General features: G+C 66.2%; 12 protein-coding genes. 4 read left to right on the top strand and 8 right to left on the bottom strand.

The features are described from left to right. The coding region (locus tag JGS39_RS27925) for a CGNR zinc finger domain-containing protein (RefSeq protein WP_219572368.1) at positions 1–385 on the top strand (385 nt) is incomplete at its 5' end. Positions 386–889: 504 nt separating this feature from the next. On the opposite strand, the gene JGS39_RS27920 is transcribed toward JGS39_RS27925, so the two are convergent. Together JGS39_RS27920 and JGS39_RS27915 are read right to left on the bottom strand one after the other, a co-directional pair. Continuing rightward, entirely contained in the window at positions 890–1,276 is a 387-nt protein-coding gene (locus JGS39_RS27920) for a nuclear transport factor 2 family protein (protein ID WP_219572367.1), read from the bottom strand. 84 nt (positions 1,277–1,360) lie between these two features. Beyond that, the gene (locus JGS39_RS27915) at positions 1,361–1,957 is read right to left on the bottom strand and encodes a hypothetical protein (protein WP_219572366.1); all 597 of its coding nucleotides are present in this window, start codon (positions 1,955–1,957) and stop codon (positions 1,361–1,363) included. A gap of 148 nt (positions 1,958–2,105) precedes the next feature. On the opposite strand from JGS39_RS27915, the gene JGS39_RS27910 reads away from it, so the two are divergent. Then, the gene (locus JGS39_RS27910) at positions 2,106–2,528 is read left to right on the top strand and encodes an ASCH domain-containing protein (RefSeq protein WP_236064601.1); all 423 of its coding nucleotides are present in this window, start codon (positions 2,106–2,108) and stop codon (positions 2,526–2,528) included. 110 nt (positions 2,529–2,638) lie between these two features. On the opposite strand, the gene JGS39_RS27905 is transcribed toward JGS39_RS27910, so the two are convergent. The 4 genes from JGS39_RS27905 to JGS39_RS27890 all read right to left on the bottom strand — a co-directional run bounded on the left by JGS39_RS27905 (position 2,639) and on the right by JGS39_RS27890 (position 7,362). Then, positions 2,639–2,809, bottom strand: a complete 171-nt coding sequence (locus JGS39_RS27905) for a hypothetical protein (RefSeq protein WP_371930381.1) — start codon at positions 2,807–2,809, stop codon at positions 2,639–2,641. 116 nt (positions 2,810–2,925) lie between these two features. Next, positions 2,926–4,440: a protein kinase domain-containing protein gene (locus tag JGS39_RS27900; RefSeq protein ID WP_219572365.1), complete on the bottom strand. Its 1,515-nt coding sequence runs from the start codon at positions 4,438–4,440 to the stop codon at positions 2,926–2,928. Between the two features lie 465 nt (positions 4,441–4,905). After that, on the bottom strand, positions 4,906–6,006 hold the full coding sequence (locus JGS39_RS27895; RefSeq protein WP_219572364.1) for a cell wall protein: 1,101 nt from the start codon (positions 6,004–6,006) through the stop codon (positions 4,906–4,908). A 660-nt stretch (positions 6,007–6,666) separates the two neighbouring features. After that, positions 6,667–7,362: an ATP-binding protein gene (locus tag JGS39_RS27890; protein WP_306070206.1), complete on the bottom strand. Its 696-nt coding sequence runs from the start codon at positions 7,360–7,362 to the stop codon at positions 6,667–6,669. A gap of 170 nt (positions 7,363–7,532) precedes the next feature. On the opposite strand from JGS39_RS27890, the gene JGS39_RS27885 reads away from it, so the two are divergent. Beyond that, positions 7,533–8,378 carry a helix-turn-helix domain-containing protein gene (locus JGS39_RS27885; protein ID WP_219572363.1) on the top strand — a complete coding sequence of 282 codons (846 nt, stop codon included), beginning with the start codon at positions 7,533–7,535 and terminating at the stop codon, positions 8,376–8,378. Then, positions 8,378–8,572 (top strand): DUF397 domain-containing protein, encoded by a 195-nt coding sequence (locus JGS39_RS27880; RefSeq protein WP_219572362.1) that lies wholly within the window; start codon positions 8,378–8,380, stop codon positions 8,570–8,572. Before JGS39_RS27885 ends, JGS39_RS27880 begins: the two co-directional genes overlap by 1 nt. A 138-nt stretch (positions 8,573–8,710) precedes the next feature. Here JGS39_RS27880 and JGS39_RS27875 read toward each other — a convergent pair whose 3' ends face one another. Both JGS39_RS27875 and JGS39_RS27870 read right to left on the bottom strand, forming a co-directional pair. Then, a complete protein-coding gene (locus JGS39_RS27875) occupies positions 8,711–11,854 on the bottom strand; it encodes a DEAD/DEAH box helicase (protein ID WP_219572361.1) in 3,144 nt (1,047 codons plus the stop codon). An 80-nt stretch (positions 11,855–11,934) separates the two neighbouring features. Next, positions 11,935–12,432 (bottom strand): hypothetical protein (locus JGS39_RS27870; RefSeq protein ID WP_219572360.1); only part of this gene is annotated, 498 nt, incomplete at its 5' end.

Here is a 12,432-nt window from a genome sequence, read left to right as displayed (position 1 = left end):
CGCCCCGCCCAGCCCCGCGGACGCCCACCGCCTGATGCCCGCCGACTGGGCCATGACCCACCTCAACACGGTCGCAGCGAGTGAACCGGTGGCCCCTCAACTGCTGTGGCCGGCCAGCGCGGTTCCCAGCACCAGACTGCTGTCCGCGGAGAGCGATCCGCACGTACGGCTCCTCGCGGCCCTGGCCCGAGCCGCCATCGACTTCCTCAGCGGCCCGCAGCGCGAGCAGTTGCGCTCCTGCACCGCGCCCCGCTGCGTGCGCTACTTCGTGAAGAGCCACGGGCGCCAGGAGTGGTGCAAGCCGTCCTGCGGCAACCGCGCCCGGGCGGCCCGTCACTACAGCCGCCGGCGCACGGCGCCGGAGGGCGGCTCTGTCCCGTCCTGATCGCCCTGAACGCACGGAAGCCCTCGACCGGGATGAGGCGAGCCGGGATGATGTCTGCCTGGGGCGACGGGTGTTGCGGCCGACGAGGGGGAACAGCTGACGAGTGCGCCGTTTCCGGAGGTTCCCGGGCGGGGCCGCCGGCCCGAGTTACCGGCGGGCGACGGACATGTGCAGGCGCAGCAGCGCAAGAGGCCCACAGCCACCGGCCGCCACGTGCCGGTCCGCGCGTCGGAGCCGTCCACGGACTTCCTCGACATCGTGCCGCAGGTCCATCGGCCCGGCGGATTCTCCGTGGATGCCTCGTTCCCCAACCGGCATCCGTTGGGGCGCCCCCTCAACACCGCAGCCTGACCAACCGCGAACTTACACAGCCACAGCGCATCATCGGTCCGCTCGTGGCCAAGCGCGGACGGCCGAAGCGTTGTGAAGATGATCTCGGCTGGGCAGACCCGGACCCCCCAACGGGGCCGGTTCAGAAGAAGGACGGCGCCGGAGGAGAATGACTCAGGAGGCGGACGGCTCGATCTCCCCCGCGAAGACGATGACCTGGTCGATGAGGTTCCGCCGCAGATGGACGACGTCCGTTCCCGCCAGGCGGGGGCCTCCATCCGGCGTCGTGAAGACCCACTTGTACCGGGCCCACTCGTCCGGCATGTCCACCGCCGAACAGCGCACCATCGTGCCGGTCCCCGCGGGGTGGCGCCGGATGTCCAGCACGAACCGCTCGACCGCCTCGATCCCCTCACTGCGGCCCAACGGTCCCCAGAAGACCACGTCCGAGGTGAGGGCCTGGGAGAGCAGCGCAGTCACATAGCTGTCGTCCGAGGCGTTGAACGCGGAGATGAACGTGTCGATCGCGGACCGCGCGGTCTCTTCCTGCTGTTCCTGCATGCACCAGTAATACCAGTCGTCTCGCGGACCGCGCTCGTCCCGTGAGCCGTCTCCCGGCCACGGTGAACCATCCCGGTCACGGCACTAGTTCTCCGCAGGCAGCCCGAGCCGCTCCCGCTCGGCGTAGTAGAGCCGCCTGTGCACGTCTTCCGGGGCGGGATCGGCGGGCAGTTCGCCGAGGCCCTCACGGGACCCGGCGGAAACGGAGACATGCAGCTTCCCGAGCGCTGCGGCCACCTCCGCGAACAGCTCGTCATCGTCGAACGCGATGTCGTACAGGCAGGCTTCGGCGAAGGTGCGCCCGCCCAGTTCCCAGTACGTCAGCTCCGTGTCGACCTTGACGACCGGAGGCGGCTGCCGGTCCAACCGCTGCTGGGGGTGCAGCCAGTACCCGTAGAAGTTGCCGTCCTCGTCCTGGGCCACGGCCTTCAGATACGTGGCCATCTGCTCGGACGCCGCACAGTTGGCCATGATGTCGGGATCGGCGCGCTCCTTGTCGCTGAGATAACTGAAGTCGGTCAGCGGGTGCGGGGCGCTGGGCTCCAGGATGGCGATGCCGAACTGCTCGAAGGGGTGCCCGCGCCCCTCCCACTGCGCTGTCGCAAGGAGCCGTACGTCCTCCGGCACGGGACGTCCGCCGAGCCGCTGCCGGGAGAACTCCTCCAACCGCTCGTCACACACAGATGAATCCTCTCGCAGGCCGGGATGGCACCTCAAGGTTAGGAGGTGCCTCCGGGAGGGCGGGCGGTTCGTGAGTCATATGGTCGTGCTTCGGAAAGCCCCAGGCGCTCCGGGGCCGGCAAACCGCTCCGAACGAGGTGGAGACATCATGTGGCCGCGAGTCAACGGCATGCGCGCACTGGAGCTGGGCCATCCCGGCGAGATGCGTGCCGCGCTGAACGCACTGGTCCTGGCCGGCCGGAAGACGGCCACGACCTGCCTGCTCGACGAGTACGCCGAGGAGACCGAGGGCCTGGAGTACGTCGGTGAGCGGCAGGCACTCCTGGACAGTGAGGGCCGGTCGATCGCCACCCTCGAGTACACCGGCGTGGAGGTGAAACCCTTCGCGGAGGTCACGTGGGAGCACGCCCGGGCGGAGGGCGAGGGCGACGAGTCCCTGGAGGACTGGCGCGAGGTGCACCGCCGGTTCTGGGAGGGGTCGGGGACGCCGGTCGAGGAGGACACCGTCGTGGTCTGCCTGACCTTCCGGGTGATGAGGGACATCGGACCGCGGCGGCGTGGGCCAGCTTGACGGGCAGACCACAGGCTCGGTCTGCCCGTCTGTTCGGGTTCATGTCCGATGGCAGCCAGGCCGGTCCGGCGCAGGCCGCACGGGACCGGCAAGGCGGTTCGACGGAGGGGTCAGAAGACAGTCGCGCCTTCCAGCGCCCACCAGGTGCCGTTGTATTTATCGAACTTGCGCAGGCCGCCGGTGGCGAGCCCTTGGTACTGGTAGAGCGAGAAGCCGTCGGACGCTTCGAGGTCGGGTCGCCCGTCTCCGGAGGTGTCGCCGACGCCGAGGATATGGTCCATGGAGTTCCAGCCGCCGGTGCCGATGAGCTTGCGCGCGCCGAGGCTCCCGTTTCCGGTACCCGGATAGAGCCACAGCTTGCCGGTGGCCTTCGAACCCTGGCGGCCGTCCTTCCGGCCTACGCGAGCCCGAGTCGCTCCACGAGCCAATCGTCGAATTCGACCGCAGCTCGGATCCAACTGACCGTGGACGACACGAAGTGCTCAAGGCTCACTCCGGTGCTGACCAGCATCTGTGTCTCGCCGACGAGGCGGACGGAGCCGTCGTCGAAGGTTTGGCTGTACACCTTCGGCCACAGCGTGCGACGGTTCCACTCGGCGATCGTCTCAAGAAGCTGGGGCTTGTCGTCGATCCTGTGTGGGCGGTCGTAAAACGTGCGCACCGAGAAGACCTGCTGGTCATCCTCGCCGCGGAACATGAAGTAGGTGCGGAACTCCGCCCACGGCGCCGTGAGGTCGCCCTCTTCATCAACGGTGTAGTTCACCTCCATATCGTCGAGAAGCCGCCTGACCAGGTCCTGGTCAGGGACAACGGGGCCTGTCGGTCCTGTGACCTGCGGTACGGGCTGCCCTGCGAACGGCGAAATCAAAGTCGGGGCGGCAATTCCCTCGTTCCTGTCCTGATGGACCACAGGGCGCTGGATGCCGGGGGCAGTCTGGGTTGTGGCAGACGGAGGTGTCTCCGGCGGTGGCGGTGGCGTGGGTGGGGTGTGTGGCATGGAGGTGGAGGTGTGCTCCCGGACGAGCTGGGCAACCGGGGCGGGCATCCAGCCGGGTTCGGTGAGCAGCGGTGTGGCGGCGACCGCATCAGCGCCTTCGCTGCCACCCGCGGTTGCCAGCCTGTCGAGCAGCGTTGCCACGGTGGGGCGCCGGTCGGGCTGTTTGTCCAGGCACGCGGCCACGACAGGGCGCAGTTCGGGTGCGAGGAGTTCTAGGTTCGGCGCTTCGTAGACGGTGCGAAAGTGAAGCGCGTGTGAGGCGCCGGTGCCGAATGGGCCGACTCCGGTGGCGGTGTAGGTAAGTACCGCACCGAGGGCGAAGACATCGCTGGCCGGTCCGACGGGGTCGCCGGTGAGTTGCTCGGGAGACATGAAGCCGGGAGTGCCGATCGCCATGCCGGTACTGGTCAGCGCGCTGGCCTCGACGGCCACCGAAATGCCGAAGTCGATCACTCTGGGCCCGTCGACGGCGAGGAGCACGTTGGAGGGCTTGAGGTCGCGGTGGACGACTCCGGCCGCGTGGATCGCTTCCAGGGCCTCCGCCAAGCCGGCGCCCAGGGCCAGCACCGATTGTGTAGGCCAGGGGCCGTGCCCTGCGATCGCCTCGCCCAGGGAGACACCTGGTACGTAGACGGTGGCCAGCCAGGCTGGGAAGCCGTCCGGGTCGGCGTCGACCACGCCGGCGGTGAAGGCTCCGTTGACCCTGGCGGCCGCGACCGCCTCGCGGGCGAACCGGCGCCGGAATTCGCCGTCCCGGGCCAACTCCGGACGTACCACCTTCACTGCGACCGGACGCCCGCCGGGCGAACGCGCCAAGTACACCTGGCCCATGCCGCCGGCGCCCAGCCGTGCCACGATTTTGTAGCGCCCCACCTGCCGCGGGTCCTGCGGCTCCAAAGCCTCTAACAATCCCACGCCACGCCCCCTGCCCCGCAGCCCTGTGGGGCTGCTATCGAGATGCCCGCGTCATTCCCGACACGCTCTGCTCCCCCAATTGCGCAGAGCGGCGTACGGCGGCTGATGGCGGGCCACGATGCCCATCCAACCGCAACAGCCAACGAGGCGCACCTAGGCGGTCACAGCACTGGATGCCGAATGCACGCAGGCAGCGCTCTATCGGCAACGAAGTGCCCAACGGTTTGTTGCAGGTCAGAGGTCGACGAAGTCAACTTCGAGGCCTGGGCGCGATGTTCCCGGCGCATTCGGAGAACTCGGCTCAGGTCGAGGGTTCCTTTGAGGACCGCGGACAGCACATCACCCTTGCGCATGCCCCCTCCGCTATCGAGTGCTCCCGCAGTACCTCGGTGCCGGTGGAAGGGGATTGGGCACCGAGTCTGCAAAGCCGACCGGGAACTGGTGCGACGTCACGACGCATCTGTTTCACCGCCTCGCCCAATCACTTGAAGCGCGCTTGACCGCGTAGCCGCACAGGCGGGTGCCGTAGAGGTCCAGGGCATCGTCGGGGTCCGCGGCGTAGTGGTCGGCGATCTCCGCCCATCGGTCCCAGCCGTACAGGCGGGCGTGGCGGCGGTCGTCGTCGGTGCGTTGCGGTTCGTGGAGTTCCGTTGCCGTGGCGCGTTGGCGTAGCCATTCCCGCCATGCGGGATTTTCGGTGGGCTCGGCAGCGTGCGGGTGGGCATCGGCCGACAGGTCTTCGTTCGGAGCGTCGGCCATCCGGTCACGGAGCTGTGCGGTGATGTACGCGGCGGGCCTCGCCGGTCGCCAGTTGAGCCACCACGAGGTCAGCTCGGCGGCGACGTCGTGGGCATCGAGGCCCTGGTCGATCAACGGCCGCAGTGCGTGGGCGAGTCGACGTAACCCCTCGCTCTGGGCCCAGGGGACGTGCGGCCGGACCTGGGCGGCGATTCGGATGTCGGCGGCGACCTGTAGCGGGCTTCTTGGCGTCGAGTGTTCGGGGCGAGCGGAGAGCTGTGACCTCGCGCGCCTGCCCGGGGTGTCTTTACACCTCTCGTCTGCCTCAGCTACGGGTTTGCGGGGGCGGGCGGCGAGAGATTGGGGCTCACGCACTCGGCGGCCGAGACCGCCCGCCGATGAGGTGTGCACGGATGGCACCCCGACCACCCGGGCCCCGAACCCCTGACCGTCGATGCGGTTGCCGTGCGCCCGGTCGTAGACGTACGGGATCGTGGCCGCGTAGATCGTTGCCGTTCCCGCGTACGGACGTCCCGGAAGCCGCAGATTGCGCCGCGACCCGTGACGCACCCAGGCCAACGCCCCCAACTCCCGCAGATATCCGACGTGACGCTTGACCGTCGCCCTGGACAGAGAGCAGCGCGCGGCCGTCCCGTCGAGGTCGTACAGCACGGTCCCGGCGGTGTAATCCATCCGCCCGGCCAGGTCCCGTGCGATGCGTAACGTCGCTTCGCCCGTTCTCGGATGGAGCCCAGCCTCCTCGACCAGCCACACCACAGCACGCAACCAGGCCCGGGGCTGGGCATGCCGGGCGGCGGTGGCCTCCACCTCCTGCAACGGGACGGGGACGGGTTGCCAGTCGGGGTCCGGGCATGGCTGAGAGACGCGGCACGGGGCCGCGCCGAGAACACGACGCATCACTGTCCAGGGAAGAGAGGGAGGGCAGGCCACGACGGAAGGACCGGGCACATGACGGGAGGTACGGCAGAAGGCCGGGGCACGGGCGGCTTCCGACCCATGAATGATCCCATGACGGGGTCAAACATGTGGCAGATCAGGGAGATGCGACAGGGGCGACGCTTCTGCCGGCCGTCGACCTCTCGGTATCTTTGCCTCCACGACGCGGAGGCAAAGGAGAGGCATGGAAAGCCCACCCGAGCGACTGCTCGACACCGGGGGAGTCGCGGAGGTCGCGGGGATCACGGCAGCCACCGTCCGCCTGTATCTCAAACGCACCCGCAGGCGCGTGACTGACGAACTCCGCCTCAGGCCAGCGGACTTCCCACTCCCCGATGATCAGTTCGGCCGCTCGCCCGCCTGGCGGGAGAGCACCATCAGAGCTTGGCTCGCCGTTCGGCCGGGGCGGGGGCGCGCTACTCCGGGCGTGTAGGCGATCCGCGGCGTACTACTGCTCGACCGGTTCGCTGGTCAGGCTGAACGTCCCGAGCGCATGCTCGCTCGGAGGCCGTGATCCGAGAGATCGAGGACTCACGCCGGCCCTTCCGCATCGGACTCAACCTCGAAGAGGAATTGCGCACGGTCAAGGGCCTCGTCAGCGTCGCAGCCATGCGCCTTCAGCCAGAGCAGAAGGTCTGCGATCAAGCCGGTGGCCACTTCCGCAGCTTCCTTAATGCTCATAGGTCTGAGTTGCGAGGACTCTCGGCGCTCTCCCAACCCGCAGAGGCCCAGAAGTGCTTCTGCCTTGGCTACCTGTTCATCGGCGACGTGACCGTCGGCCGACTGCAAACCCGTGGCGAGTTCACACCATGTCGTCTTGGAGACACCACGCACGATCACTCCCCACCGGGCAGACGCTCCCTCCACCAGCTGCATACCCCGCCCTCGCTCATCCAGGCCGGCTGCCCGGATAAGCGTCGGAAGTCGCTGCCCGTCAGAGTCGCTCACCTCAATACGCAGGCAACCCCCGTTCATGCTCACCGCCAGGCAGGCCGAGGTTCCCGCGCCCACGTGCTTGATGACGTTGCTCGTGAGCTCAGTTACGCAGACCTGAGCCGCATCGACCATCGATGAGAGACCCCAAAGCTCAAGGTGGAGGCGCATCACTCGCCGCAGCCCGGCAAGCTCCTCCGCCTCAGCCAGGAATGGAAGTTCCCACCTCTTACGCTCGACGCCAAAGCGGCACCCACTCATACCGGTCACCCTTCGCACTGGCTCAGCGGTCACCCAACGCTCCCGCTTCTCTCCATAAGGTGACAGTGGAACTCTCAAAATGGAACTCTCAGAACCCCCTTCCGGAAGCGCGCTCCAGTGGCGCACGCCCCCGGCGTGCGCCACCTTGCCTGCAAGACTCGCCCCATGCACCCTCTTCGATACCGACTTGAAGGGCCGATGACATGCCAGTTGGACCGACCACGCGCAGGCGACAATTGGGAGCCGATCTGCGCCGACTCCGCGAGGCGAACGGCCTCACGTTGGAGGAGGCAGGCGCCCGCGTAGGCATCTCGAAGGCCACTCTGAGTCGGTATGAGACGAAGGAGGGAACAGTTAAGTGGCCAGCCGTGGACGCCCTGTGCCGCGAGTACGGCGCATCCGACCCTGAGCGAGAGTCACTGGTCGGCCTGGCTAAGGGTGCTCGCATTCAAGGCTGGTGGCGCTCCCTCGCTGACCCCATCCCTGAGTCCATGAATCTCATGCTCACCCTCGAAGACGAGGTGGTGAGTGAGGGGCACTACGCCTGCATGTATGTTCCTGGGTTGCTTCAGACGCGCGCGTACGCGGAGGCGGTTCACCGCGCTTCAGAGATGAGATGCACTGACCAAGAGATCAATCACATGGTCGACATCCGGATGAAGCGTCAGGAGCTACTTACGCGCGACGAACCTCCGCACCTGTGGGCAGTGATCGATGAGGCCGTCATCCGGCGGATGGTCGGAGGGCTCTCCGTCATGCGCGATCAGTTGCAGCACCTACTCGCCGCCTCGGCCGGCCCCAACGTCACGCTCCAAATCCTGCCGTTCGCGGCAGGTGCGCACGCCGCGGCAGTTGGCAGCTTCGTCATCCTGGGGGGAGCAACTCCGGAACTTGACGTGGTCTACGTGGACATCATCGGCGGGGGGCTGTTCATGGAAAAGCCGCAGGAACTCGAACGCTATAAGTTGGCGTTCGAGTACTTGCGCGCGCAGGCGCTGGACCCCCAGTCTTCTGCCGCGCTCCTGACCCAGGTTTGCGAGGAGCCGTGATGGATCACGAAGGTGCCCGGTGGTTCAAGTCGTCCTACAGCGGTGGTAGCGGAACGGAGTGCGTCGAGGCTGCCTTCACTACCGTCGGCACCTTCGTGCGCGACAGCGAGCGTCCGAGTAGCGGGCACTTCCACGTTGGCCGAGGGGCGTGGGCGCACTTCGTCGGATCGGTGCGCGAGGGCGCGTTGCACTGACGTAGAGCCCCGTACGGCGGGTGACCGGGCAGTCGCAGCCGCTACATCAGTGCCGCCCTCCGCGATGTCCGACACCAAGGTCGAGGTCCGGGCCGGGGGAATCTGCCCAGTAATGCAAGGGGGGCTTTGGCTCGGAGGTTACCCAGCAGCAATTGCTGAGTACGTCCAAACGTCTGCTGTCATTTCGTGACGCAGCTTCCAAGTGATTGCCATGGGCTTGCTGCCCTTGTGCGTGACGTAATCAGCCGGTCCAAGCAGCATCCAAGGCTGTGGGCCACCGATGTCTGTCTTCTTATAGCGTCGGACGAAGAGGAGTACCTGAGTGCCCTTCTCTTTGTGTGTCCGGTAGCGCAGGCCTGTCGGTGACGTCTCTGATGTCTGGTTCTGAGACTCCCAATGAAACTCGGACTCGTTCAGTGCATAGTCCTTGTACCGAGTTTCGGGCGAGAAGTCTTTCTCATCCTTTTCTAGGGTGATGAGAAGGGCATCAGTCTGGATTCCCTCGCACCACTTCACGCCCTCCCGGAAGTGCCCAGGCATGAAGCCGTCCACGGTGGACTGGCCGAGAGCAGGGAGGATCTCTTCGCGGCTGTACGAGGCGTGAACTGCCAAGGGGAGATCCGCGTGCGTGCCGAGCAGGGGAAGCGGCAGGTGGTCGGCTAGGTCGAGGACCTGGGCCAGGACCTGGCGGAGCTCGTCGCGGAATGCGTGCTGGGCGCGCAAGGTGTCGAAGCCCGCTTGGTAGCTCGTGAAATCACCGCCCAAGGGCCAGAGGGAGAAGAAGAGCATGCGGGCGTACGCCTGTTCCTGAGCGGTGAGCTGGTCATACGTGGGGGCGTCGTCGATGAGGAGCTTCGTATACGCCGAGACGCGTGCCGGATCGTCGACATGGAGGAAGGCGGATACGCGCTTCAGGAGCGATGCCTCGCCGTCGGGGGCAGTGGGATTGAGGAGCTTGGCGCGGCGGAGAAGGCCGGTCCAGGAGTTTCCGTTGCCGCGGTAGAGCTCTTTGAGCTCTCGGCCGCTCTCCTTGAGGTAGCCCGCGAGCCGAGGCTCGGCGTAGGTGGCAACCTCGCGAGCGAGCTGAGTGACGTTGACGCCTATCTGATTGCGGATGTTATCGAGGATAAGGGTCTTGGCCTTCGCCTCAAGGATGATCTGGCAGCCAGACGGCAACTGAGGGAAGTCGTCCTCAATGTTGGTGAGGAGACGGTTTCGCGTCAGGTTGGTCAGGGCGCGGAACTGCTCTTCGAACCTGAACTCCTTGCGGTGCTGACCGATGAAGTCGAGAACGGTGAGAACGGCCTTTTTCTCGGTACGGCGCAGCCCACGTCCCAACTGCTGAAGGAATACGGTGGCGCTTGAGGTCGGACGGAGAAGAAGCAGAGTGTCGACATCAGGGATGTCGAGTCCTTCGTTGAACAGGTCCACCGAGAAGATGACTTGCAGCGTTCCTGCACGGAGCTCTTCCAGCGCCGCCTTACGTTCATGCTTGGGGGTATCGCCGGAGAGTGCGACGGCGTTGAGGCCAGCACGCCGGAAGAATTCGGCCATGAACTGCGCGTGTGCCACCGAGACGCAGAAGCCCAGAGCGCGCATGGTCCCGGGGTCGGTGACCTTGTCCTTCACAGCCTTGACGACCAGCCTGGCCCGGGCGTCGTTACCTGTGAAGAGGTTGCTCAGCGCACTTGAGTCGTACGCTCCCCGCTTCCACGCGAGGGTGCTGAGGTCAGTGTTGTCGGTAACACCGAAGTAGTGGAACGGGCTCAGCAGATCGTTCTCAAGTGCTTCCCAGAGCCGCATCTCGGCCGCGATTCGGCCGTCAAAGTACTCATCCTGGACGTTTAGCCCGTCCATGCGCTCTGGGGTGGCGGTGAGGCCGAGCAACTCCTGCGGTGTGAAATGGTCCACGATCCTTCGGTAGGTCGGCGAAGTGCCGTGGTGGAACTCGTCGATCACGATGACGTCGAAGTGATCCGGAGCGAGGCGCTCCAGGGCACGCGCGTTGAGTGACTGAACACTGGCGAATACGTGGTTCCAGTCCTCGGGCACCTCGCCGCCGAAGAAGAGCTCACCGAAGTTGGCGTCGACCAGGACGTTCTGGTACACCCGCAGGGACTGCTCCAGGATCTCCTTCCGATGTGCCACGAAGAGCAGTCGGAGATCCCGGCCAAGCTTGTGCCGCAGGTGCTTGTAGTCCAGGGCTGCCATCACCGTCTTCCCCGTGCCAGTGGCCGCGACCAGCAGGTTGTGGTTCCGCTCGTGAACGGTGCGCTCGACTTCAAGGCGCTCCAGCATGTCTCGCTGGTGAGGGTACGGACGCACTTCCAACCCTGAGAGCGAGATGACGTTGGGGCCTTGCTGGCCGCTCGTGCCACCAGCATGAGAAAGCGCCTCATCCAATCGCTGTGCGTCGCGATCGGGGTCGTACGACTCAAAGGAGCGCTCGCTCCAGTAGGCGTCGAAAGTCGCCTCAAACTTGCGCAGGACCGACGGGGTCGCGACCGACGACAGCCGTACGTTCCATTCGAGACCATCGAGGAGCGCGGCCTTGGATAGGTTGGAACTGCCGACGTACGCGGTGTCGAAGCCAGTTTCCCGGCGGAAAAGCCACGCCTTCGCGTGGAGGCGAGTCGAACGGAGCTCGTAGTTCACTTTCACTTCAGCGCCGAACTCGCGGACAAGCCGGTCGAGGGCTCGACGCTCGGTTGCACCGATATACGTCGTTGTGAGGACTCTGATGGGGACGCCGCGCTCGCGCGCCGATGTCAGCGCTTGCTCAAGAACACGCAGACCGTGCCACTTCACAAAGGCGCAGAGCAGATCCACGCGGTCCGCCGTGGACAGTTCCGCCCGAAGTTCAAAGCCCAGGCTTGGGTCGTCGGGTGAGTTCGTGATCAGCGCAGTGTCGGACAGGGGAGTGTGCGGCCGTATCGCGTACACGCCCGGAGCTTCACGCTCCGCTACAGCGAGAAGCTGCCGGGGTCCCTCGGTGACCAGGTCGACCCACTCAGTAGCGCCCTCAATCGTGTTGAGGGATTCGAGGATGTGGTTCGCCGCAACGACCTGCTCTGCCGGTTGAAGGCCCTGAAGCACCCGGCGAACGGTGATCGCGATGTGGCGAGATAGAACGTGAGGCGCGGACTCGACTCCCACCACGTCATCAATCGCACGCCAACCTGCTGCATCGAGTTGCTTCATGCGCTCTTCGAGCCGCTGGGTGATCAGCGTCTCGTACAGGCCAGCAACGGGCGCCGCTTCCACTTGAGCATGGTTGGTCATGGCAGAGTCCCCCTCATTGCGATACGCGTGTACGCAGTTGTATCAAGGGGGGCTGACAAACCGCGGTCAATCGGTCGCCGTCAGAGCCCCGGCGCCCCGAACCACCCCCTGCACTCAGGCTGGTTCGGCCGGACGATGAGCAGGATCGCCATGGCGAGCCAGATCAGGACCAGGATCAGGACCGTCATGAAGGCCCAGAGGAAGACCGTGAAGGCCAGGGTCATCCAGCCGTAGGCGATGGCCGAATTGCGCACATTGGGGTGGCGGGTCGGGAACTTGAGGGCGGTCAGGATGCCCCAGGCGGCGATGGCCAGGATGAGGATGCCGACGAAGACGACCGTGCCCGCGTGGGCCTCTCCGGGAGTCCGGCAGCACGGGGTCGACGCGTCCGCCTCGCCCCAGAGGGACGTGGCGATGGAGACGCTGTTGGTCACCAGGGCCAGGCCGAGGATCGCCTGGAGGCCGCCGACGACCATCATGAGGACGCGCAGGCTGCTGACCGGGGCGGGCATCTGACCCCCGGCGGGAGGCGGGCCGCTGCCGAAGCCGCCGGTGCCGGGCGGATGAGGTTGGCGGGG

The sequence above is a fragment of the Streptomyces poriferorum genome, from assembly GCF_019399235.1.
GTDB lineage: Bacteria > Actinomycetota > Actinomycetes > Streptomycetales > Streptomycetaceae > Streptomyces > Streptomyces poriferorum.
This window is presented reverse-complemented; position numbering and strand designations above follow the sequence as displayed.

Bases quoted from the DNA above. Each gene is read 5' to 3' on its own strand.
- JGS39_RS27885 (WP_219572363.1), top strand. From the start codon at position 7,533: ATGCCAGTTGGACCGACCACGCGCAGGCGACAATTGGGAGCCGATCTG.
- JGS39_RS27920 (WP_219572367.1), bottom strand. From the start codon at position 1,276: ATGCAGGAACAGCAGGAAGAGACCGCGCGGTCCGCGATCGACACGTTC.
- JGS39_RS27875 (WP_219572361.1), bottom strand. From the start codon at position 11,854: ATGACCAACCATGCTCAAGTGGAAGCGGCGCCCGTTGCTGGCCTGTAC.
- JGS39_RS27910 (WP_236064601.1), top strand. From the start codon at position 2,106: ATGTGGCCGCGAGTCAACGGCATGCGCGCACTGGAGCTGGGCCATCCC.
- JGS39_RS27880 (WP_219572362.1), top strand. From the start codon at position 8,378: ATGGATCACGAAGGTGCCCGGTGGTTCAAGTCGTCCTACAGCGGTGGT.
- JGS39_RS27905 (WP_371930381.1), bottom strand. From the start codon at position 2,809: ATGGACCATATCCTCGGCGTCGGCGACACCTCCGGAGACGGGCGACCC.